21 protein-coding genes are annotated in these 22,338 nt (G+C 46.2%); 4 read left to right on the top strand and 17 right to left on the bottom strand.

What is annotated here, in order from left to right; genetic code table 11:
- Positions 1–25: 25 nt before the first annotated feature.
- Positions 26–685 (top strand): hypothetical protein, encoded by a 660-nt coding sequence (locus tag NWE73_RS11115; RefSeq protein ID WP_277578395.1) that lies wholly within the window; start codon positions 26–28, stop codon positions 683–685.
- Here the strand turns inward: NWE73_RS11115 and smpB are convergent.
- From smpB to pal, 6 genes are read right to left on the bottom strand one after another with little or no spacing between them, the layout of a single operon-like run.
- On the bottom strand, positions 630–1,097 hold the full coding sequence (smpB, locus tag NWE73_RS11120) for an SsrA-binding protein SmpB (protein WP_277578396.1): 468 nt from the start codon (positions 1,095–1,097) through the stop codon (positions 630–632). The two genes, NWE73_RS11115 and smpB, sit on opposite strands and share 56 nt — an antisense overlap.
- The gene (gene rsmA, locus NWE73_RS11125) at positions 1,094–1,921 is read right to left on the bottom strand and encodes a 16S rRNA (adenine(1518)-N(6)/adenine(1519)-N(6))-dimethyltransferase RsmA (protein WP_277578397.1); all 828 of its coding nucleotides are present in this window, start codon (positions 1,919–1,921) and stop codon (positions 1,094–1,096) included. Before rsmA ends, smpB begins: the two co-directional genes overlap by 4 nt.
- A complete protein-coding gene (gene tsaD, locus NWE73_RS11130) occupies positions 1,918–2,955 on the bottom strand; it encodes a tRNA (adenosine(37)-N6)-threonylcarbamoyltransferase complex transferase subunit TsaD (protein WP_277578398.1) in 1,038 nt (345 codons plus the stop codon). Before tsaD ends, rsmA begins: the two co-directional genes overlap by 4 nt.
- A gap of 2 nt (positions 2,956–2,957) precedes the next feature.
- Entirely contained in the window at positions 2,958–3,641 is a 684-nt protein-coding gene (locus NWE73_RS11135; protein WP_277578399.1) for a tetratricopeptide repeat protein, read from the bottom strand.
- Entirely contained in the window at positions 3,638–3,946 is a 309-nt protein-coding gene (locus NWE73_RS11140) for a DUF4398 domain-containing protein (RefSeq protein WP_277578400.1), read from the bottom strand. Before NWE73_RS11140 ends, NWE73_RS11135 begins: the two co-directional genes overlap by 4 nt.
- 22 nt (positions 3,947–3,968) lie before the next feature.
- Positions 3,969–4,472, bottom strand: coding sequence for a peptidoglycan-associated lipoprotein Pal (gene pal / locus NWE73_RS11145; RefSeq protein WP_277578401.1), 504 nt, complete (start codon positions 4,470–4,472; stop codon positions 3,969–3,971).
- Between the two features lie 163 nt (positions 4,473–4,635).
- Between pal and NWE73_RS11150 the strand changes: the two genes are divergently transcribed.
- Positions 4,636–7,581, top strand: a complete 2,946-nt coding sequence (locus tag NWE73_RS11150; RefSeq protein WP_277578402.1) for a TolB-like translocation protein — start codon at positions 4,636–4,638, stop codon at positions 7,579–7,581.
- Positions 7,582–7,891: 310 nt separating this feature from the next.
- A complete protein-coding gene (locus NWE73_RS11155) occupies positions 7,892–8,401 on the top strand; it encodes a hypothetical protein (RefSeq protein WP_277578403.1) in 510 nt (169 codons plus the stop codon).
- A gap of 80 nt (positions 8,402–8,481) precedes the next feature.
- Here the strand turns inward: NWE73_RS11155 and NWE73_RS11160 are convergent, their stop codons facing one another.
- From NWE73_RS11160 to NWE73_RS11180, 5 genes are all read right to left on the bottom strand, one after another.
- Positions 8,482–9,420 carry an HTTM domain-containing protein gene (locus NWE73_RS11160; protein ID WP_277578404.1) on the bottom strand — a complete coding sequence of 313 codons (939 nt, stop codon included), beginning with the start codon at positions 9,418–9,420 and terminating at the stop codon, positions 8,482–8,484.
- Complete coding sequence (locus NWE73_RS11165) at positions 9,398–9,988, bottom strand: hypothetical protein (RefSeq protein ID WP_277578405.1); 591 nt, start codon at positions 9,986–9,988, stop codon at positions 9,398–9,400. The genes NWE73_RS11160 and NWE73_RS11165 overlap by 23 nt, the downstream gene beginning before the upstream one ends.
- 177 nt (positions 9,989–10,165) lie before the next feature.
- Positions 10,166–10,936, bottom strand: a complete 771-nt coding sequence (locus tag NWE73_RS11170; RefSeq protein WP_277578406.1) for a S1 family serine peptidase — start codon at positions 10,934–10,936, stop codon at positions 10,166–10,168.
- Between the two features lie 243 nt (positions 10,937–11,179).
- A complete protein-coding gene (locus NWE73_RS11175) occupies positions 11,180–11,422 on the bottom strand; it encodes a hypothetical protein (protein ID WP_277578407.1) in 243 nt (80 codons plus the stop codon).
- Between the two features lie 3 nt (positions 11,423–11,425).
- Positions 11,426–12,325, bottom strand: a complete 900-nt coding sequence (locus NWE73_RS11180) for a DUF2802 domain-containing protein (protein ID WP_277578408.1) — start codon at positions 12,323–12,325, stop codon at positions 11,426–11,428.
- A 195-nt stretch (positions 12,326–12,520) separates the two neighbouring features.
- On the opposite strand from NWE73_RS11180, the gene NWE73_RS11185 reads away from it, so the two are divergent.
- Entirely contained in the window at positions 12,521–13,780 is a 1,260-nt protein-coding gene (locus NWE73_RS11185) for a hypothetical protein (RefSeq protein WP_277578409.1), read from the top strand.
- A 72-nt stretch (positions 13,781–13,852) separates the two neighbouring features.
- On the opposite strand, the gene NWE73_RS11190 is transcribed toward NWE73_RS11185, so the two are convergent.
- The 6 genes from NWE73_RS11190 to NWE73_RS11215 form a co-directional block, all read right to left on the bottom strand.
- Positions 13,853–15,385, bottom strand: coding sequence for an Ig-like domain-containing protein (locus tag NWE73_RS11190; RefSeq protein WP_277578410.1), 1,533 nt, complete (start codon positions 15,383–15,385; stop codon positions 13,853–13,855).
- A gap of 231 nt (positions 15,386–15,616) precedes the next feature.
- The gene (locus NWE73_RS11195) at positions 15,617–17,554 is read right to left on the bottom strand and encodes a nitric oxide reductase activation protein NorD (RefSeq protein WP_277578411.1); all 1,938 of its coding nucleotides are present in this window, start codon (positions 17,552–17,554) and stop codon (positions 15,617–15,619) included.
- Between the two features lie 3 nt (positions 17,555–17,557).
- Complete coding sequence (locus tag NWE73_RS11200; RefSeq protein WP_277578412.1) at positions 17,558–18,346, bottom strand: CbbQ/NirQ/NorQ/GpvN family protein; 789 nt, start codon at positions 18,344–18,346, stop codon at positions 17,558–17,560.
- The gene (locus NWE73_RS11205) at positions 18,327–19,670 is read right to left on the bottom strand and encodes a cbb3-type cytochrome c oxidase subunit I (RefSeq protein WP_277578413.1); all 1,344 of its coding nucleotides are present in this window, start codon (positions 19,668–19,670) and stop codon (positions 18,327–18,329) included. Before NWE73_RS11205 ends, NWE73_RS11200 begins: the two co-directional genes overlap by 20 nt.
- A gap of 10 nt (positions 19,671–19,680) precedes the next feature.
- Positions 19,681–20,379, bottom strand: coding sequence for a c-type cytochrome (locus NWE73_RS11210; RefSeq protein ID WP_277578414.1), 699 nt, complete (start codon positions 20,377–20,379; stop codon positions 19,681–19,683).
- Between the two features lie 95 nt (positions 20,380–20,474).
- Positions 20,475–22,262 (bottom strand): methyl-accepting chemotaxis protein, encoded by a 1,788-nt coding sequence (locus NWE73_RS11215; RefSeq protein ID WP_277578415.1) that lies wholly within the window; start codon positions 22,260–22,262, stop codon positions 20,475–20,477.
- Positions 22,263–22,338: the final 76 nt, after the last annotated feature.

The raw sequence follows: 22,338 nt of genomic DNA on the forward strand, positions 1-22,338 counted from the left end.
AACTCAACTCACCGATAAGAAGACTATGCTTTATGGAAGAAGAGTTATCGAGCCACAGCGAGTACCCCATGGACAAAGTCCTAAGCGGTATATTTTAAACAAAGCCTTTCAGTATAAATACTGTTGGTACATGATCACGGCCGTGGCCGGTGGCGCTCTTTTGTTTTTGCTTCCCGCTTACTACTTTATTGCTCAGAACTATGAGCTCTTTAAAAGCATTGCTTACGACACTCATCCGCATTTTATTCAGCATTTAGAACGTGAAGTAACGTGGTTACGGGTGTTCTTGACTGCAGCCTTTGTGCTGATTACGGGTGTTACTTTGGCTTTAAGTATTCGTATGACGAAAAATCTTTTGTCGCCATTAGTGACCATGGAAAAGCATATGCATCGCTTGATGCTGGGACAGTGGGATATTCCTGATTATCATATCCCGGAAGAAGATGACTTCCGCGATCTCTCCATGACCTATGACTATTTCTATCGTTCTTTGAAAGCCAATACAGAGACAGAATTAAGACTTCTGGAAAAGCTTAGCATCGACCCGCAAAATCGTGAAGCCTATGCCGCTTGGAAGAATTTGCTGACGATTAAAAGATCACGCTTGGGAATACAAGAAGAGTTTATCTCTAACGAGAGCGTCTTAGTGTCGAACGAATTTGATCGGAAACGTCACGCTTCTTAATCGCCTCGCGCTTATCGTGGGTTTGCTTACCCTTCACCAAAGCGATCTCAAGCTTAGCCCGACCTTCTTTAAAATAGATTTTTAAAGGCACACAGGAGTAGCCTCTTTCACGGAGGGCTCCGTAGATTTCATCGAGCTCTTTACGGTTCATCAAGAGTTTGCGGTGACGTTCCGGCGCATGATTGTTGTAGCTGGAAGGCTTGTATTCGGCGATATGAGCATTCTGCAAGTAAGCCTCATCGCCCTTAAAGCTGATATATGAGTCTTTCAACTGCACGTCTTTCGCGCGCAAGGACTTCACTTCACTCCCCATAAGCATCAGACCCGCTTCATACGTTTCAACAATCGTATAATCGAAGCGAGCTTTCTTATTTTCCTGAATGATCAGAATGTTGCTGAGGGGTTTACTCATGATTCAAATCCAAATTTCTGGTAAAGCTTCACAAATTGAACTGGGCTGAGTTCTTCGGCACGTGCGGTTTCCGGGAAACCAAGTTCCGCCAACCAGCCGATCAGCTGCTCTTCAGTTATCTTTTTTTGATTTAAAACACCAGTTAAATTCTTCTTTAGAAGCTTACGTCTTTGCGCAAAAGCGCATTTAACGAAGGTTAGGAAGGCTTTCCTGTTTTTGACCTCAGTCGGAATGCGCGAGAAAGCCAAGACCCGGCTTTGCACCTTCGGCGCCGGCTGGAAGTCCCTCGCCCCGGCTTCCGTGACCATCGAGATCTTCCAGAAAGTCTGTGCGATAACACTCAAAAGTCCGTAATGATCATCACGAGCGATGCCACGAATTCTTTGCGCCACTTCTTTTTGGAACATCAAAACCATGTGCTCGGGACCCACATCTTCCAAAGAGCGTTCAATCACGATACTGGAAGAGATTTGATAAGGCAGATTGCTGACGAAGACTAATTTTTTGTCAGAGTAAAACTGGCTCCAGTCCATTTGCAGGGCATCCTGCTCAATGACCGGCAAACCTTGATCACGCCAATAAGCGGCGATCACATGGTCCAACTCGATCAACTGAAGCGGCACATTCATTTGTTTTAAGAAATAAGTCAAAGCGCCAGGACCCGGGCCCACCTCAATCAGAGCTTCCGGTTTAAAATCTTTAACTTGATCAATGATTCTTTGAATAACCACATCACTGACCAGAAAGTTCTGTCCGAGAGATTTTTTGGCAGTTACTTCCAAGATGGCTAAAGCTTCTTTGAGTCTTTCACGGGCGGTACTCATTTAAAATCCGATGCTAGGGCTTGCGGTGAAGGACCCAAATCAATCGCAGACGTTTCACCACGTGCCATACGAAGAGCGCCAACATAACCGATCATGGCCGCGTTGTCTGTGCAATAACGAATCGGCGGAATAACCAAGCGAAGATTTTTTCTTTTCGCCAGATCTTCCGCGCGCGCACGAAGGCGAGAGTTCGCGCTCACTCCACCCGTCAGAATAATACGTTTCGCTTTATAAAATTTTGCAGCTTTATCCAATTTTGCAATCAAGACATCGACGATAGCTTCTTGGAAAGAGGCACACAGATCCGGCAGGTTCTCTTTCACGCGTTCCGGCCCTAATTGTTCGAGCATTCTTTGGCCTGAAGACTTCAAACCGGAAAAGCTCATATCAAAAGTGTCGTCGTGAATCATGCTGCGTGGAAATTCATAGGCCTCTGGGTTGCCGGTTTTGGCAAGCTGATCGACTTTCACTCCACCCGGGAAACCCAAGCCTGCCATCTTCGCAAACTTATCGAAACATTCGCCGGCAGCATCGTCCTTGGTAGTACCCAAAACATGATATTCGCCCAGACCCGTGATGTGATAAAGACTGGTGTGTCCACCACTGATGGCCAAACCCACATAAGGATAATCAAAATCTTCAGGCGGAGTATGTTGGGCATCTTTCAAGAAAGGTGCAAGCAAATGCCCTTCAAGATGATTGATCCCCAAAAACGGAATGTGTTTTGCCTGAGACAAAGACTTCGCGGTCACCAAACCCACGATCAAGGCACCAATAAGACCGGGACGATTGGTTACGGCAATACCGTGAATATCGTTCCAAGACATATTGGCTTTTTTAAAAGCCTCTTCAATGAGTGGGATTAACGCGATGGAGTGATTGCGAGCGGCGATTTCAGGAACGATTCCGCCATACATTTCATGTTCCAGATCCTGCGAAGCAGCCACCACAGAGTGTACGAACCCCGAGCGATCCACGATCGCTACGGAGGTATCATCACAACTGGTCTCGATGGCTAAAACTCTTTCAATCACGTTTATTTCTTAAGTCCTTTGATACGGATCTTAGCACGACGGGCCTCTTCTGACTTCGGATATTTGCTAACAACTTCGTCGTAGAAAGTCTTGGCTTCGTCCTTCATACCCAATTCCTGGAAAGCGACTCCGATTTTGTAGGTCGCATCCGCAAAATGTGAGCCTTTGGGGCTTTCATCGCGGTATTTTTGATACTGCAGAATCGCCTGTTTCCAGTCTTTTTTAGTGAAAAACTCTTGGCCCGCTTCGTAGCCGTCTTTACGAGACTCTTTTTTAGAAGACACTTCAGAAGCGCGAGAAGCCGCTGCCGCTTGGTTCGCTTTCAAAGCCTGGATTTCAGAATTCATCGCATCCATTTGCTTATCCATTTTCACCAAAGCGTCCTGCAACAAAACCACTTTCTGACTCAAGTCCATGTTTTGCTGTTGAGAACTTTTAAGAGCCGATTCAACGCCAGAGTTGCTTTGACCAAGCTTGTTTTCCACAACATCCACACGTCCTGTTAGCGAACGCATTTCCTCTTCAAGGTCAGAGAAGCGATTGCCCACATCAGCGTTGGTTTTTTGCAAAGTCGATACTTGTTGTTGCATTACGTGACGTTGTTCATTGTCGCGAACGTCATTTCGGGTTTGCAAGCAGCCTGTCAGCATAAGTCCTGTTAATGCGACAACAACTAGTGACTTCATAATACATCTCCGGTTCTTTGACGAATTAGACGAGCGGAATTCTCTGCTTTTTCAGCAGCGATCCTTGCGCGTACAAATTGTTCTTTTGCTTTGGAATAGTCGCGATCTTCGTAATAGAAGCGACCTTTGCGATAAGCTTCTTCCGCCTGATGCCAGAATCCTGGGGAATGGCGAGCCGCTTGAACTGAACGGGCCGCATCGATAGCGGCCCGAGCAAGTGAGTAGTCTTCAACAGGTGCTGGGACAGTCTGACAACCAACGATCACCAAAAAAATAATTCCGATGAATAGTCTAGTCGCTTTCACTCAACACCTTTCAAAAAACGATTTACTGAGCTGGAACGAAGTTCGCTCTGCGGTTTTTAGCCCAAGCCGCTTCAGAGTCACCAGCTTCAACTGGTTTTTCTTTACCGTAGCTGATTGTGCTCAAACGGTCTGCAGCAACACCCAAGCTTACCATGTAAGCTTTAACAGCGTTAGCACGACGTTCGCCCAAAGCTACGTTGTACTCAATAGTACCACGAGAGTCACAGTGACCTTCGATTTGAACTTTCGCGCCAGAATTCTTTTTCATCCACTCAACGTTCTGAGCGATTTCCTTCTTCGCAGAAGCATCAAGGCTAGACTTGTCGTAGCCGAAATGAACAGTCACAAGACCGTCGATTTTACCAGAATCAGAACCCATTGGGTCGAAGCTCAATGGAGCTGAATCAATCGCAGTGGATTGACCTGTCTGTGCCGTTTCAATATTTTCGTTTGATTGAGTTTGTTTAGATTTGCAACCAGCAACTAGTGCGCAAGCAACAAGACCAAGAGCCAATTTACGAACCATGATGTCCTCCTATGAAGTTCGGAACTATATACTCTAAAAGAATCTTTAAAAACATATAGTTTTATATACTTATTAGTAAAAACTTTGAATTTATAGCAGCTCATTGTCAAACCTTAGATTTTCTAAAGTGGTGTTGCGTTGCCATAACGAGTTGAGAAAAAATATGCACAATTGTTTACGCATCTTGAGTTCCATCATCTTACTCTGTCTTCTTGCACTTCGTACAGAGGCTCAATGGGAAGTTCGCCCCGAAATTCAGTGGAAAGTGATTCATACGCCTCATTTTGAGGTGATCTATGACGCCAACCAGCAGGACCTCGGACTTCTCTATGCAGAGAAACTTGAGAAAGCCTTTTATCAGCTGCGCTCGTATTTCAGTGAGGCACCTGAAAAAATCTCGGTCGTCATCAATGATAAAACCGATATCACCAACGGCTATGCAACTCGCCTGCCGTATCCACACATCATGGCCTATCCGGTTATGCCAGGACCTGAAGAAAGCTTGGCTGATACCGGAGACTGGGCTTTCGAACTTTTGGCCCACGAATACACGCACGTTCTCAACTTCGAACCCGCTGGCGGAGTGATGAAACCCTTGCGCGCCATCTTCGGCAATGTCATCGCCCCCAATCTTCTGCTGCCGACGTGGTGGAAAGAAGGTCTCGCAGTTAATATGGAGACTCGTCTTGGTAAGTTCGGTCGTTTACGTTCCACCTATCAAGAATCTGCAATACGCGCGATGGTCGAAGATCAAACTCTATTTAACTTCGACCTTGCCCAGGTGAACGAAATGATCCCTTCTTGGCCAGAGGGAATGCGACCGTATTTATTTGGATCCTTGATGTGGAGTCAGATGATTGCCGATCAAGGTGAAAAAGTCGTGGATGAGCTCAACCAACGCCACGGCCGCCGTGTGCCTTACTTTGTGGAAACACCTGCCCGCGAATACCTCGGAGTTCCCTATCAAGTTGCCTATGGAACCGCAATGTCACAGACCTCTGAGCGGGCGATGACCCAACTAAAGACTTTGCGTGAAGAAAAACCCACGCCGATGACGATAGCAAAAAACAGCTACCAATACATTAGCGCCCCTTCGATCTCTCCCAGCGGCAAACATCTGGCATTTATCGCTGAGGATGACAGCAACTCTCGCTCGGTCAAAATTCTTTCCCGCGAAGATTTGCAACAAAGCTTCCTCGATTCTAAAACCGCTGACACCATCGAAAAATTTGACCAAAACCTGTCTCCGCCATTGTCTTCTCCCGATGAACCGATGTCTGGCAGTATCCAGCGCGTCAGCTGGTTCCCCGACTCAAAGCGCTTGGTTTACGACAAGATTGACCTCACCAATCGCGTCGAAAGTTTTTCCGATCTTTACGTCTACAATCTGGAAACAAAAAATACTGAACACCTGAGCCACGGCCTCAGAGCACGCGAACCTGCCGTTTCAACAGATGGAAATTTGATCGCCTTCGTAAAACTTTCAGGCGGCAAAACACAACTGGCAGTGATGAAGCTCGATCAGGAATCAAAACCTGTGGAAATTCTGGTCGCTGCCCCTATGGAAGAACGCATTTCTTATCCGACCTTTGTAAACGCCCAGGAACTTGTGTTTTCTTGGCGCAACAACGAAGGCAGCGAGCATCTCTATCGCTATTCTTTTACAAGTGGCAAAGTCGAGGCGATCTTAAGCGACTATCCGAATGCTCGTTACGCCCGCATGACTTCCGAAGGTCTGCTGTTTGCCTCAAATAAGAATGGTACAAACAATCTGTATTTGGCCGATGCAAATCTGCTCACGGCTCGTCCGATCACTCATGCTTTGACCGCCTTCTTCATGTCGGATATTGACCCTGCCCGCAAAGATATTTTTGCGACCACGATGACCTCCAAGGGCTTCAAAGTGGCTTCGATCCTCAAACAGGATTGGGAACAAACTCCAAAAGAGCTTCCACAAATCAGCCCGATGTTTGGCGATCGTCTTCCTGCCGTGACCAATGATAGCGAAGCAACTGCCGCCGCCAAAAGTGCCGTCGCCAGTGCCGAGATCAAGGATTATTCTCCTTATGGATACTTGTGGCCTCAATACTGGATTCCCTTCATTGTCGGATCCTCCAGTGAAACCGGTATCGTTCTACAGGCGATGACTTCGGGATTTGACCCGCTGAAAAAACATTCCTATAGCCTCATGGGATCTTGGGATACGCGTTTGAATAAAGGCAGCATCCAGGGAACTTATCTCAATCAAACAACCCCTCTGCCTTTTGCGCTGTCTGCGTACCGCCGAGCTTCTTATTTAGGCGATGTGAACAACAATATCGAAGACACGTCTCTGTCGCTGGCGGCTCTGCCGGATATGTTCTGGCTGTCTCGCTATGCCAGCTTACAAATGGGTTGGCAGAATTTTGAAAGATCCACGGACACCTCTTCAACCAAACGCACCGGTCCTTTCGCGATGTTGTCGTACACCAATTACACTCAATCGGGGGCGCAAATTTCTCCTGAGAGTGGTGGCGGCGTTTACTTTGGAATTTTCGATTTTATACCTAAAGACGATTACCTGACTCATTGGCAGTACTGGCTGGGCGGTGAAAAGTATTTGAATACCTTCTTACCGAAACATCATGCCCTGATGATTCGCGCCAAAGGCGTCTATACTCCGGAAAAGATTCCTTCTTTGTACGGGGTTTCGACCGATGCTTTGGTCTTCATTCCTGACAACCCGTTGCCCGAGTACATTATGCGCGGCTATCAACGCGGGCAGTTCTTCGGAAGAAACTTGGCCAACGTGAATTTGGAGTATCGCTTCCCCTTCTGGAATATCTATCGCGGTTCAGGCACTGACCCGCTGTTCCTTCGCCGTATCTCAGGAGCCTTGGTGGGTGACGGTGTGGCCACGGACGGTCTTTTTGTAAATACCGACACTGGCAAGTATGAATCGGTCTCAATGAGTCGTTCATTCTGGAGTGCCGGCTTTGAAGCTCGTATTGAAACAACGATTGGATATGTCTTCCCGGTGACCTTGGTGGTGGGTGTTTACGATGCCTTCAATGCGCCCAAAGGACCTGAAACCGTGGTGGGTTCGAGCCTTCAGATTTCTGGGTTCTAACTTTTTTGATTAACCTCTCCGCCAAGTTGGTGGGTCCTACTTATGAGAGCCGATGGTTCCCCATCGCTTCCAAAAAAGGTCCCCCACCTTCATGGAGCGATGGGTTCGTCCCCCCTTTTTAGGGCCCCTCCTCTATCTTATTGCGTTGAGCCAAACTCCTCCATCTTGACAAAGCGCGAGGCCCCCGAAACTATTGAAGATATCGACAACTAGCGGCGAGGATGCTGCTTTTTGCTGGGGCACCTTTAATTGAATTCATTTTTGAATTCCTGTTAGAATCCCTTTTTTGCCAATCCTTTTGGAGGACCTCGTGGAAAAAATCAGCTGGATTAAAGAACTTGTGAAAGCTGAACAACAGATGGAAGAGTCTGGACTCGTAGATATGAGTTTTGGCTTCGACGCTGATAAGATTCTTATCAGCGAAACAATTCAGTTTTTGCTCGCACTTAAAACTGAATTCGTCGATGCATCTTCTTCGTTCAACGAATTGAAACCTTCTGCTCTAGGTCGCATTAAGATCTATGGTATCGCAAAGACTCACGCTGACTTTATGTTGTTCCGTAACGGCTTCAAAATGATCTTCTCTTTGAAAGCTCCAGGACAAATCAGTGTGCGCTTTAACTTCATTGGAACAAACTACATCCCAACTCCAGGTGCTGAAAATGCAGCAGCGGCTTCAAACGTCATGGATGAACATATTGTCGAAGCAAAATGGGGCGCGTTCGGTGAGATCATTTGGACTTACCAAAACCAACCTGTGAAGTTGGAGTACATGGTTCGCCACTATCTGACTCTTTTCATCAAAGAGAGCTCTAAGTAGTTTTGTTTTGAAATTCGAACTTCTAAAAACCCACTTGGAAACAAGTGGGTTTTTTCTTTTAGATTTAAGCTTGAAAGAACCTAGGTGGTGGTGACATGAGCGGAAGACAGGGCCATATCTCGCTTGTGTTTTAACTTTTGAATTATCGCCTCCAGATCTCGAGAGTCGATCATGCAAATCATCATGACTATCATAGCCCACTCAAATACTGGAATGCTCATAGTGTACTCAATACCCAGGTGCAAGGCCACGCCTCCGAGCAAAACCCAGTAGCGAAATTCCTTGATCCAAACCAAGGTGCCCATAGACAGCTCCACCAGCAATGTGGACCAAGTGAGGAATTTCACAAAGTACATGGAATTTAGCAAAGGCAGCTCATACCTGACAAAATCATCCAAACGAGTTGCCACATAAACAGCAGTTCCATCCATCCAACGCTCTCCCTTTAACTTGAAAAGAACCGTCGCAATGTAGATGGTGCAAAACTGCAATTGAATAAGCCGCAAAGCCCATGGGGCCTTCTCCAATGGAACCTCTGGAGCCAATCCTCTTAACCTTAAAATCCATCGATCCACCGAGAAGGCATCCGCGCAGGGAGTAAACAAAAGAAAAAACAGAAAAATACGCAAGACTGAATCCGCACTGTTAATAATAAACCCATTGCGGTGGTGGAACGAAACCAGCGTCACAAAAGCTATAAAGATAGATCGTTTCGTCCAAAACCCAAATGTAAGCGCAAGAACGGCAAGCAAATGAATCACCGCCAGGGCGAGGGTCGTATTTGCAGTGTTTGGCAAATAATCAAAAAGTGAAAAACGCAGTTGATTTCCATAGTTTTGCGCTGTTGCCAGGGAGATGATTCCATCGGGTCCATAGAGAGAGTCCAAATCACAATATATCATGGCCCAATTCAAAAGCAGCAAGCACCCCATACCGATACGCAAGAGGGCCACACTATAGACAGGTTGAGCTTTGAACAGAAATTCATCAAATAGATTAGCGAGAGTTTTTAGCTTCATGTCCTATTTTCTCCGTTGTTGATGCATAGACAAACACTGGTTCTGCTTCGAAAGAGGAACTCAGAGTGCCATGAGGTCTCAATGGCTCCTCTGGTGGAGGCGAAACTCTGTTGGTATATCTCTTAAAAATAATCCTGCTTAAAGTGCGATGGCGTCCTTTGTTCTCATTCAGCAATACTTGCCTTGAAACGAATTTCGAGACATCCAGCCAGACCTCTTCATTTTTATAGGGTAATAAAGACTCCTGAGCCAATAGACGATAGCGATCGCCAACAAAGATCTTTCGCATGCCGGAAAGAATCTTTTGTCTCGGTAAAGGCCAAACCTCACTGGTTCCATCGGTAAAGTAGACTTCAGCATCCACGTAGGCATTTGTATTCATCGGATTGGGGGCAAACATCGCCCATGGCTGATAAAGCATGGTGAGCGCCTCATAGCGCGCAATGAGCTTGATAAATTTAGCACCTACGACACTTCGATCGGGAAGTCCGTCGATTATCATGATACTTACGTTGAGCGCAAAAAATAAAACAATGGCCGTTTTCTTCAGGGAATTGGTGGCATCCATGTATTCATCCTACCCGTTGAGGAATTAATTGCCCTGATGCTTAACATGGTTTGAATAGGAAGTTTCTTTAACACTTTGAAACCAACATGAAACTTGAGTAAGGTCGATGGCCCAAAAATAAAAAACCACAATCCGAAGATTGTGGTTTTTAAAATCATTTATAATTTTCTTAAACGATTATTGAGCGTTAGCCATGATCCAGTCATAACCAGCATTTACTTTGCTGTAAACACCTGGGTAGCCCGCGCGAGCGCAACCACGACCCCAGCTTACAACACCGATCAAGTAAGTTTGACCGTCGTCAGCTTTAGCAACAAGAGGTCCACCGCTGTCACCTTGGCAAGAATCTTTTCCACCTTCAGTGTAACCAGCACAGATCATACGATCTGTAATTTTGTTTGGATAAGATTTGTTACAAGCAGCTTGAGATACCAATGGTACGTCAACTCTTTGAAGAAGATTTGGCAAAGAGTAAGAACCTTCTGTTGTTGTTCCCCAACCAGCAACCGTTGACATGATCGGAGCACCGCTGTCAGAGATAGCGATTTCAGTCGTGTTCAAAGCGATTGGTGTGAAAGAAGAATCTCTGCTTAGTTCGATCAATGCGAAATCATAATCAGTTGCAGATGCATTGTACTGAGGATGAGCGATAATACGCTTAGGAGCGATTTTTTCAGCGTTTGTTGTGTTTTTAAGATCGTGAAGACCAATAACAACATTCTTAACAGATCCGCCCTTTACACAGTGAGCAGCCGTCAATACCCAGTTCTTCTTGATCAAAGATCCACCGCAGAAGTGGCTAGATGATTGAAGTGAAACGATGTAAGGAAATTCATTGATAGCAGCCTCCGTGCCTCCAACGATTTTACCAACAACTTTATCGGCTTGAGCTGAAACGCTCGCAGCAACGATAAGACCCGCAACAAATAGATGGTTCAATACTTTCATTTTATTCCCCTCTGGTTTTGAATCCGTTCAAAACACCTATTTAGTCTTCAGTCTTTCAGACCAAGGTTCAAAGGAAAGTAAGAATAGTGCATCAACTCTGGTCCTAAAGACAGTTGATATTTTGTCAGCAAATTCATCTCTGTTAAGAGAAAGGGGTGGACGCAAATCGACAACATTACTCCAGCAAAGCTGGAGTGTAGAAAATTACTCCAGCTTTGCTGGAGTGTAAACCAGACGCGCTTCTTAGACGACTCGCTGGAATCTTGTGGAATGAGAATTGAATACTTGAAACTGCAATGGCTCAAGACTCATCACTTGAAGGCGAATGCTTTGTCCTTTGGAAATCATCTGACCTGTCAGATTGGAGATTCGCAGAAGATCACCTTGAAAATTGAGAAGAATACCGGTCACTGAAGAAATATCCTCCACTTGTGCGTGGAGGATTTGGCCCTTCTTTAAGGAAGTCAAAAAGGCCTTACTTGCCATTTATTATCCAAGATCTCTGGAAAGATCGATGCGACGAAATTCCACCGGGCGAATCACGGGCTCACCGATATTTTTAGTTGGAATATGTTGCTTCTGAGGTGACTTGGCTGTGGTTTGTGTTTTCTCACCTAAGAAGTTTTGCGCCATATCTTGGGTCACGCCAAATATAGTCGGCGACGCAGGTTTTTCCTCCTGCTCTTTCACTTCCATACAGGCCGCCTTAAAGGCCTCTCCCAGCTTCTTCAATGATGCGCTCTCGTTTTTAGGAACTTCAAACACTGAACTGATATCTTGTTTGTTTTCCCTTTGCAAAGGAGCCATGAAAGACATGTTATCCACATCACTCAAATCCGAAGCACCCGAGGTCTCTTCATCCTCTTGTCCATTTTGTGCCCATTCCGGCAGGCTCTCTTCGCAGAACTGCAACTGATCGCGATTGATCTTGGCGATGAATTCAATTTCACCGCGAGACAGATCCGTCACTTGCTCTGCAATCTCATCAACGCTCAGACCTTGATGCGCCAAGCGCGCAGCTTTGACATACTTTATGGTATTTTTACGCTCCACAATTTCACTGTGCGGAATGCGATCCTGGAAGATTTTTGCGACTTCCAGACTCTTCTGCATGCTCATGTCGATTTTTGACAATTGCTTTTCTGAAGATTGAATCTTGGCTTGAATGTCTTTCACTTTTTGTTCAAGCAAAGCTGTTAGTTGATTCACTTGGGTTTCAGTGCGATCCGAAAGATCTTCTAAAACGGCGATCTTACTTTGCAAAAGCTGCAAACCTTTGCTTAAACGTGGATCATCTTTAGGAGGACGATTGAGGCGCACCCACATTCCCACAATTCCCGCCAAAAGAATTACGTTCACCAGCAGTTGAAGTAGAAACCAAAAACTCACACTGAGCTCCCCTCGATACGTTTTCAGCCAAGCTGAAATGTAGACCCAGCTTTGATTCTAAGCTGCCTTTGGTCTGTCTCACAATGAGACCTAGGTCTAATTGTCTTTACCCGCGCTTCAAACCCAGACTGGACCTGGAGAATTTTGAGATGAATTACTCTTATATGTTATTCTGCATAAAGGGGGAATTGAAGTATGTTTACAACGTTATCTGAGAAGACCGTGAAGCTTTTGCCAATGCTTCTTCTTGTAGGTCTTTCTGCTTGTGGTCCCGTAAAATTTTCTGGGTCATCGACAACGTCTACTGAGGGTGCCATCCCCGTGACACCAGCAACACCAACTCCTGGTGTTTCGCCAACGGCCACGCCATCAAATCTTAGAGATGTGTCTTATGTGAGTACAGTCGCGGCATCCAATAATAAATTGGACATTATTTTGGTGCTCGACGACTCCAACTCCATGCTTACAGACAATCAGAAGTTGGCGGCGAAGCTTTCAAACTTTGTGACCACTTTGCAAAACAACGCCAATTTAGACTGGCAAGCTTGTGTGACGGTTACTCGCGCTCTCCCAGTGGGTGGCGGCAACACAGCCTGGGGCGCATCTCTTTACTGGCAAACCAGCGCCACTTATTCTCCTAACCTGGGCGTTGTTCTTAAAAAAGGCCAAGCCAACCTTCCTGCGATTTTTGCAAATACGATCAACTACATTGGTGCGGGCTGGGCTGGAACAGATGATGAACGTGGTATCAAAGCCGCTTATCACCATGTTTACAATGGCGACTATCATTACTCTAACGTGAGCGGTTGCTACCGTGATGGCGCGGCTATCGCCTATATCATCATCTCTGATGAAGACGAACGTAGCATTGCTGGCGACGCTTCTCAAAAATACTATGCCAATGAATTGCAACCCCTTGAAGCAGACGATCAGCCGGCAAATTTTGTTTCTTATGTGAAAAACACTTTCGGCAACGACAAACGCTTTACTGTGAATTCAATCATCGTAAAACCCGGTGATACAGCTTGTATGACCGCACAAGATAACGCTGTGGATGCTCAAGGTAAGAAATCAAAAAGTCACTACGGCACTAAATACAATGAACTGTCTTATCTTACGGGTGGTGGCATCGGAAGCATCTGTGATGCGGACTTCTCGACAAATCTGAACTTGTTCATTGATAAAATCACTGACTCCCTCAGTTCAATCCCTCTGGAGTGTACTCCTGTTGGTGAAGTCAGCGTGACCATCACTCCGACGGTAGGTGTAATTAGCGCTTCTGTTCAAGGTATGAACTTAGTCTTTGATAAACCAGTTCCTGCGGGCCGCAATATTGATGTGCAATACAAGTGTAACGACAATCGCGTCCCAAGTTCTGTGAACAAACCTGTTGTTAAGGTCTCAGAGGACGGTTTCTTCGCTCGCATTGTTTCATTCTTTAAAGGCTTGTTCTAAGCCTAAGAATTTGTCACATCTTAATTCACTTCAGGAGACACCAGCATGGTGTCTCCTTTTTTTACCCTGACCTCACTTACGCCCACCACCTGACGGGCTGCTTTGCAAACTGATGGTCACAGTGGCCGTCGCAGTGAGACGTCCATCCGTGATCGTATAACTAAAACTATCGCTGCCTTTAAACCCCTTGGCCGGACTGTAGGTCAAAGTACCATCCGCATTCAAAATAACCTTTCCTTTAGCTCCCTGAGTAAAGCTGCTCACACTAATGACCTCAGCATCTGGGTCAAAGTCATTTGCTAAAACCGAGATCACCACGGGTGCTATTTTTTGGATCAATACATTATCAGCATTCGCGACCGGTGCTTGATTCGGTTTCGGCACTGGATCGTTACCAGACGCAGACCCGAACTTTACACTGACCGTGGCAAGAAGACCGTCTGCCTTGTCAGCAGTGATTGTCAGACCTGAAACTGGATCGGTGAAACTTTTTCCAATAGGAAGAGCGGGATCAAACCAATCCGCATAACCATATGTGGCATAAAAAGGTGAATCCATATGCATATGTAAAAGCTGACTGCTGTTAGGTGAATTGTCTTCCCCTAAGCGAATCACGACTCCATTCGTGACCTCTTGGCGGTAAAGGCGATAAGATCGTTTACTTAAGAAGCTGTCGTACCCGACTGCTTGACGGTATTCCACATAAAACCACGTCTGATTGCCCGTCAGAGGATTGATACCTCGTGGAATCTTCAAAGCTTTGGCTCCACTACTCATGGTCTCAAAAACAGACACTGAATAACTACCATTGGCTGTCGCACTGATGATCGCAGGCGAGACATTATAATTCAACCAGCCAAGTCTTTCCTTTTGAAAGGCGGAAAAATGACCGAAGTCTGGGTTGCCCATAGTGTCGTAGCTATCGCCGTACTCGATAGAGGAACAAGAAGTTCCGATGGTGACGCCGCCACAATCCAAAGCATGTGAGTGATAGAGTCCAAAGTTATGACCCATCTCATGAGAAATATTGTCGGCCGTGAACGCCCCACTGCCATTGATATAAGCTCGGGAAGGAACATCCCCGACCGTGCCCATGCCGCTGACATTGCACGGAGTTTTCGTAAACAAATAGACAATCCTCGTGTAAGAGGAAAGATTAACTCCCTTGGAAATCGCGATTTGATCAGCCGCCTTGCCTGCGGCAGAAAGATCGCACACGGCATTTGAAAGAGGCAGGGTATACCAACCGTAAACATCTCCAACCAATTTAGTTTGCTGATAAGACGCCTCATAGAAAAACCCGCTGACTTGGCCAAAGATCAAACTGCGTGCCTGATCTGCGGTAATGGGCTGCGAGGTGGAATCTTCCTGGAAATTTGCCATGATGACGAGAGTGCGCTGATCTCCAAGAGCGGACGCTAAAACCCCGGGAGTCCCACCGTTGGTACCGCCATCAGTTCCCCCACCTAAAGCCAGAGTCAGAACTGCATTATCCTTCTGGTTGAGCAACTGCTCCGAGTGTTGCGAGTGACAGACCGTTGCAACAAAAAATATAGATACTAAAACCCAGTGACTACTGCTTACAAGTTTTCCAATTTTCTTCACGCGCTTCCTCCGGTTATTCGATATAAGGAAAGGCTGCAAGTGCAGCGCCACGTAGACATTTGCAGGATGAAAATTCTGTTCAGCAGATCACAACATTGATATGCGGTTTTAGACTCCGAATTCATTTCACTCAATGTTAATGAACTAGACGCTGCTCATACCTACGACACCTCCAAAATTCAATCTCCTCTGGGAAGTATCAATGTGGGAGTCTCATTTTAGATGAGGACTTTATAGTAGCGGCAACAGCAAGCTCGTCAAGGCCTCGGGCAGTTTATGCGGATTAGGTAAAATCTGAATATTCGCAGCGCCAAACATTTGTGGCAGATAGAACTTGGCCTTCTCGTCTATGGCAAGGCATTTGACTTGGACTTTCTGTTGCTGAGCCTCGCGCAAAGCTTGCTTAATATCCTCCATGCCATATCTGCCTTCGTACTGATCATAATCGGAGGCCTTCCCATCACTCAGAAGAATGATGATCTTGTGGCGAGCTGAAGATTCCTGCAGTAGCTCCACACCGTGGCGAAGTGCTGGCCCAATCCGCGTGTAACCTTCTGGCTCCAAGTCATTAAGATGTTGCTTCAAATGATGCCAAGAATGTTGAAAGCTCTTCATTTCATCATAGACGCAATGATGACGGGTGTTGCTGTGAAAGGCCGCGACACTCACACATCTTTCTTCCTGAATAAGTGCGTCCGCAATCAGACATACGCTGTTTTTAATAACATCCAAAACTCGTTCATTGGCAACCCAGGAATCGGTGGAAAGACTGCTATCGATCAAAAGAAGGCACTGCCACTCTTTCAGGCCCTTTTGTTTGCGCATATAAAAGCGATCTTCCGAAGAATTTCCACTTTTCAAATCGGCATGCCGAACCACCAAAGAATCCAAATCCAACTCGGTGCCGTCTTTTTGCCGTTTCTTCCAAAGAGGCTGATGACGAACCTGTTCAAAGAGCTTCTGCATGTCACGTTTTTCTTTGGCGTAGCTATCTTGCAATTGAAATGGCGGAACTTCACTTTTTCTGTTCCAAGCCTCAATACGACACCAGTCCTTTCTATAGGACTTGGTTTTGAAATCCCATTCCGGATACAGAAACACCTGGGAAGAATCTGAATCTGACAAGTTCCGACTGAGCATATCGGGTATACCCGCATTGATGCGAATGTCAGCTTTATAGATGGAATTTGTTCGTTCCTGACTTCGCACCACTTCCCGCAGTTTCAGCTCTTCCAAAGCCTCTGCATGATCAGCCAGATGATCGTCGCCATCCTGAGTCCGCATTCCTCCTTGATATTCCTCTAAGGTTTCAACCTTCTCAAAGGTGTGCATAACGGGATTGCTCTCATCCCCGGCTTTAGCCAATTGAACGGTCACAACTTCTTCGCGATTTTTCCCTTGAATCTCGGTTCCATTTGCCAACGCCTCGGCACTCAATGGGTCTTCGCCATTTTCGATTGAATTTTGCAAAGTCCCCGGAGCCATCAAAACGCCCCATAACACGAAGGCCTGCTCCGGAAGAGCCCGGCCCACAGGCAGGGGCGCCACATGGGTTTTATAAACGGCTTCAGCAAAGCTCCAAAAATCTACCTGACTCTTGTGATCGCAATTAAGAATATTTTGCCATGGGCTGCTGACGTTGCCACTCAAGATCTGATCTATCCACTCGGCGATCAAGCCATTCTGTGTGTTCCGGTCTTGCTTCAGTAAAATCTGCAATTCTGTTCTTATCTGCTTTCCAAGGACTTCCAAAACCTGGGCCGCACTTGAAAATTCGTGGTGAATATACTGATAGATCTGATAAAGAGCGAGACAGGTATAGACTTCCCTCTCGATCTTCGAAAGCCCCGCCACTGGCAAGGAAAATCCCAAATGTTTGGCTGAGCTGTTAAATAAAGTCCTTTGAATATAAATCGACTCGTTCATCGATTTGGAATTAAAGAGGCACAAAGATTTCGGATAGTAAAAATGCTCCCCCGAAAATCCTCCCATGGTTTCAGCTTCAAGAATTTGAATTGATTTTCCACACAGAGATTTCGCAATAAATTGCAGTCGAGACTCGAGTTCACTCAGTTCCGCACGCTGATCATAATAAACCGGCTTTGGCTCTGCGGTGAATTTTTTAAAAAGGCGATGGCCAAAGGCAAAAAGCGCCTCATCAAAGCTCATAAGTTAAAATATCATGGCAGCCACGTCCCGCAGGGCTATCATGACATCTCCATCATCTGTAAGAGGTTGTATGATGGCCACATCACATGCCAAGCGCGCCTCCAGGCCGTCCCTCATAAGTTTACCAGCATCAACCAGAAGCCGAGTGGATGCGGTTTCAGTCAATCCCAACTCTTTGAGGTTGCGAATTTTATGACCGAACTTCACTAGTTTTTTTGCGATCTCAAGAGAGCACTGCGCTTCCTTGCTGACAATCTCGGTTTCAAGCTCTGCCTTGGGATAGTCAAAGTGTATGGCGACAAATCTTTGCCGCGTCGAAGGCTTTAATTCCTTCAGTCCTTTTTGATATCCGGGATTGAAACTCACGATCAACATAAATTCCGGAGAGGCTTTAATTTCTTCGTTGCGCTTATCCAAAGTGATTGTACGCCGATGATCCGTGAGAGGATGCAAGACCACGATGACGTCTTCCCGAGCCTCTGAAATTTCATCTAAATAAAGTATCGCGCCCTCACGCAAAGCGCGTGTCACTGGGCCATCCTGCCAAACCGTATCCCCCCCTTGAATGAGATACCGCCCAAGTAAATCCGTTGCCGACGTGTCTTCATTGCAAGCAACAGAAATAAGTGGGCGGCCCAATCTTGCCGCCATGGCCTCAACAAATCTCGACTTTCCACAACCTGTTGGCCCCTTGAGCATCAAAGGAAGACAATTTCGATAAGCACATTGAAGCACTAACTCTTCGTCGCCAACAGCTTCATAGTAAGGATATTTAATTTGTGGCTTTAGCATGTTCTATTTTTCCTTTGGGAGGTCCATACTTAATAAATATCCAAATAAACGCGAAGATTCCGAGACTGAATAAGGCCGCCGCAAGTACCAATCCTAAAAAGTGGACCTGAATTTCCTTTTGCACCAAAAGAAAATCCATTCCCATACGCCGCTCTAAATAAACTTGTGCAATCCCCGCCACACCAAACGCCAAGGTCATCGCCACCATACCAATATTCGAAGCCCAAAAGGCAAAGACGCTCCAGCCACTGTCAAAGAGCTTTCGGCCCGTCAAATTCGGAAGTGCGTAGGCAATCATCGCAAAGATCAACATCGCATAAGCACCCCAGAACGCTAAATGTCCATGCATCGCAGTGACCAAGGTTCCATGAGTGTAGATATTCACCTGTGGCAGAGTGTGCGCGAATCCAAGAAATCCCGCCCCTACAAAGGACATCACAGCGCAGCCGATGGTCCAAGTCAGAGCCAGTTTATTGGGATGTTGTCGTCCGCCTTTTTTAGCCATCGCAATCGCATACATCGCCATGCCAAGGAAAGCGAGGGGCTCTAGAGCACCAAAGATTCCACCAATCATCAGCCAATAACGAGGAGTCCCGATGAAATAGTAGTGATGGCCCGTCCCAAGAATTCCCGACAAGAACGTGAAACCCACGATGACATAGAGCCATTTTTCAATGATCTCGCGATCGACCCCCGTCAATTTAATCAACAAGAAGCTAAGAATCGCGCCCATGATCAACTCCCAAACCCCCTCAACCCACAGATGCACAACCCACCATCTCCAGTAGGAATCCATGGTTTGATTTGTCGTAGGAATCATGCCCGGAAGATAAAGAAGAGCGGCACTTAACAAACCGAAAAAGAGCACCATGCTCGTGGTGCTATATCTTTTGCCCTTCCAAATAGTTCCACCGATCAGGAAAATGAACAGCAAGACGTCGACGACCACCAAATAGTCCAAGGGACGTGGAATCTCCAAGAACTTACGACCTTCCCACCAGTTAAAATGAAACCCGATAATTGCCGTAACTCCCACAGCAACAAAAGCCCCGAGCTGCACCAACGCCAATTTAGGAAAAATAAGATCACGGCCGGATTCTTCGGGAATAATGTAGTATGCAGACCCCATGAACCCCGCCAAGAGCCACATCACCAAAAGATTGGTGTGCGTCGCCCGAGCGGTATGGAAGGGTATGATACTGTGAAGATTGTCATACCCCATGTGGGCGAATCCCATGATGAAGCCATAAACAATCTGCAGCGTTAGCAGCAACATACACACGGCGAAAAAATAATATGCAATTTTTTGTGTTTTAAATTTCATGACGGAGCCCTTACTTCAACTGTGAAAGGAAATTTGCTAACTCTTGAACCTGTTCATCTGTGAGGGGCAGCTTCGGCATTTTTGAATCTGCCTTGACTGCCAGCGGATCTTTTAGCCAGGACACTAAGAAATCATGATTACGACGATTTCCCACACCATCCAGTACGGGGCCGACGGCTCCACCTTTCCCCTGAAGAGCATGGCAAGCCACGCATACTTGATCGAAAACAGCGGGTTTCGTTGGCAGTGGCAGTTCTGAAAGCTGTGCGGTGTTTGCTGTCGGCGCCGCAGGAACTAGATCCGGTTTTTTAGGGAAGCCATTAAGGTCTACTTCTCCGATCCACTTTAAAAATGCGACCAAGGAATCAATCTCGGTTTCTGTGAAATTATACTTTTGCATGTTCCTTTGCCCCGGGAACATGGCTTGAGGATCCTTTAACATGGACTTAATGAAAATCGGCCCTCGACGTTCATAGACCTTAGTTAACTCCGGAGCATAATAAGCTCCCTCGCCCATAATAGTGTGACACCCCATACAGTTGTTATGATCCCACAGATCCTTTCCGTGAATGACTTCGGGAGTGATATTTTCAGCATGACTTTGCTGCGGCACCTTTTGGACAGTATCTACAGTCAACAAGACGAAACAACCTGAACAAACAACCGTACCAATAAGAAAGAACTTCTTCGCGGCTGACTTTGATAACATGGAGACTCCTTTAAATATAACTGGATATTAATCAGGAAGAAGCCCTATAAAAATGATTTGAATCAAGAATTGAACGAAAATTCCAGCAAGAGCCGTCAGTGGATATTCTTATTTTGACCGTTAACGATGAGATTCAGACCGTTCACCACCACCAACAGACTGCGCCCATGACCTGACATCTTGCTACTTAAGGCTGAGACTTCTTCCGCGGCGGCGGCGTTTCCCTGAGTCGCAGAATCAAGTTGATTCATGGCTTCCGCAATCTGAGAAAATCCCGTTGCCTGCTCTTGACTGACGCTGTTAATTTCCACGTTTAAGGTGTTTATTTTACGGATCCCTTGTGCCAGCTCTCGCAACGAGGTCCCACTGACTTCAACGATGTTGGTCCCGCGCTCAATTCCTGCGACACTGGTTGAAATCAGCGAACTGATGTCTTTGGCCGCCGATGCACTTTTTTGCGCCAAAGAACGAACCGCATCCGCCACAACGGCAAAGCCTTTGCCCTGCTCACCAGCCCTAGCGGCCTCTACGGCCGCATTCAATGCCAGCAAATTTGTTTGGAATGCCAGATCATCAATGACAGCAATAATTTCCTGAATTTTCTTAGAATCCCCGGTGATTTCGCTCATGGATTTGACCAAATTGTCTGTATGAGATTCGCCCTCTTCAGCCTTCAAGGCTCCATCACTTGACAATGAAGCTGCCAGTTCAGCTCTTTTTGCTGTTTCCCGGGCAATACTGGTTAATTCTTCGACCGAAGCCACAGTCTCTTCCAAGGAGGCTGCAGTTTCCGTGGTTCCTTCAGAAACTTGCTGGCTGGAGTTCGCTAAAAGATCACTCGCGGTGGCAACCTCGAGGGCAATTTCATGAAGAGTCTGCATCGCGCCGTCGATGCTTTTCACCAAAGAATGAACAGTTTTTAAAACAAGTCCTACCGTCGCCAAAAGAATCAAAGCCGCGAGCCCCAGCGAAAGGTAGATCGTTGACGTAATCGCCTTTGCCTCCGTTTGCAAGGCAGCAGAAGATCTTGCGCTTTCCCGATCAATCAAATCGTTCATCAAATCCAAAGAGGAAGTAATAGCTGTATAAAACTCCTTCGGATCAAAACCATAGTGTCCTGCACCTGACTTTTCATTCACACCATCAACGACATGAAGAACCTTTTTCCAGCTCTCAGAGTTCACAAAAGACTCAATTTCGGCCATGCCTTGTGGTGATACATCCATAGCCGGTGAGTTCAGATTGACCAGCATACCGACTCTCAATGCATTCAAACGACCGATTTGCTGAGCGGTTAGAGCTTTGTCCTCGGTCAGAATACTAATGACTTGCGCACGCAGCTGCCCGGCCGACTCTTTAGCTGTGTTGAAAATTGCCAGAGCCAAAATATGATTTTCAAATCCTCGAAAAGTGACAGTACGAGAAAGTCCCACCTGAACTTTCAATATTGATGCAATGGATCTGCTATACTGTTCAGACGACTGAGGGGCATCAATGACACTGTCGTTAATGCTCCTTCTTAAATTTTCCAGGTTCGATTTTAGTGGTTTCCAAGCCTCCAGGCTTTTGCTATCCAGACGCGTTTGAATCAACTCTTTATCAGCTTGATCAAGAAGTATATCTGTCTCTTTGCGAACTTGATTGAGTTCCTCCAAGGATAAATTCTTCCCTAAGAAAAGACTACTTCGGGCTCTTTCCTTCTGCATATTATGAGTTAAATGAGAAAAGGCTACGAACGCAGAACTATGCCGAATAAGCTGGCTGGCTTCATCCACATCGTGAAGTGCTTCCCGGGCCAATTTACCCCCCACCACTCCGCTAAGGAAAAAGGGGATAAACATGAGAAGAAGTATCTTTCTTTTTAAATTGAGTGTCTTAAGCATGGGCCCTCTTTGCGTTTAGATTATTCTATACTTCGCAAAGGCCCATTTTCTTTGATCTCGATCAAGTTTCCTCAAT

Origin of the sequence: Bdellovibrio svalbardensis, assembly GCF_029531655.1 — a bacterium.
Classification (GTDB): Bacteria; Bdellovibrionota; Bdellovibrionia; order Bdellovibrionales; family Bdellovibrionaceae; genus Bdellovibrio; species Bdellovibrio svalbardensis.

Coding starts and splice junctions, on each gene's coding strand:
- NWE73_RS11150 (WP_277578402.1), top strand. CDS start 4,636: ATGCACAATTGTTTACGCATCTTGAGTTCCATCATCTTACTCTGTCTT.
- NWE73_RS11215 (WP_277578415.1), bottom strand. CDS start 22,262: ATGCTTAAGACACTCAATTTAAAAAGAAAGATACTTCTTCTCATGTTT.
- pal (WP_277578401.1), bottom strand. CDS start 4,472: ATGGTTCGTAAATTGGCTCTTGGTCTTGTTGCTTGCGCACTAGTTGCT.
- NWE73_RS11195 (WP_277578411.1), bottom strand. CDS start 17,554: ATGAGCTTTGATGAGGCGCTTTTTGCCTTTGGCCATCGCCTTTTTAAA.
- NWE73_RS11205 (WP_277578413.1), bottom strand. CDS start 19,670: ATGAAATTTAAAACACAAAAAATTGCATATTATTTTTTCGCCGTGTGT.
- smpB (WP_277578396.1), bottom strand. CDS start 1,097: ATGAGTAAACCCCTCAGCAACATTCTGATCATTCAGGAAAATAAGAAA.
- rsmA (WP_277578397.1), bottom strand. CDS start 1,921: ATGAGTACCGCCCGTGAAAGACTCAAAGAAGCTTTAGCCATCTTGGAA.
- NWE73_RS11160 (WP_277578404.1), bottom strand. CDS start 9,420: ATGAAGCTAAAAACTCTCGCTAATCTATTTGATGAATTTCTGTTCAAA.
- NWE73_RS11135 (WP_277578399.1), bottom strand. CDS start 3,641: ATGAAGTCACTAGTTGTTGTCGCATTAACAGGACTTATGCTGACAGGC.
- NWE73_RS11185 (WP_277578409.1), top strand. CDS start 12,521: ATGTTTACAACGTTATCTGAGAAGACCGTGAAGCTTTTGCCAATGCTT.
- NWE73_RS11170 (WP_277578406.1), bottom strand. CDS start 10,936: ATGAAAGTATTGAACCATCTATTTGTTGCGGGTCTTATCGTTGCTGCG.
- NWE73_RS11200 (WP_277578412.1), bottom strand. CDS start 18,346: ATGCTAAAGCCACAAATTAAATATCCTTACTATGAAGCTGTTGGCGAC.
- NWE73_RS11175 (WP_277578407.1), bottom strand. CDS start 11,422: ATGGCAAGTAAGGCCTTTTTGACTTCCTTAAAGAAGGGCCAAATCCTC.
- NWE73_RS11210 (WP_277578414.1), bottom strand. CDS start 20,379: ATGTTATCAAAGTCAGCCGCGAAGAAGTTCTTTCTTATTGGTACGGTT.
- NWE73_RS11115 (WP_277578395.1), top strand. CDS start 26: ATGCTTTATGGAAGAAGAGTTATCGAGCCACAGCGAGTACCCCATGGA.
- NWE73_RS11165 (WP_277578405.1), bottom strand. CDS start 9,988: ATGGATGCCACCAATTCCCTGAAGAAAACGGCCATTGTTTTATTTTTT.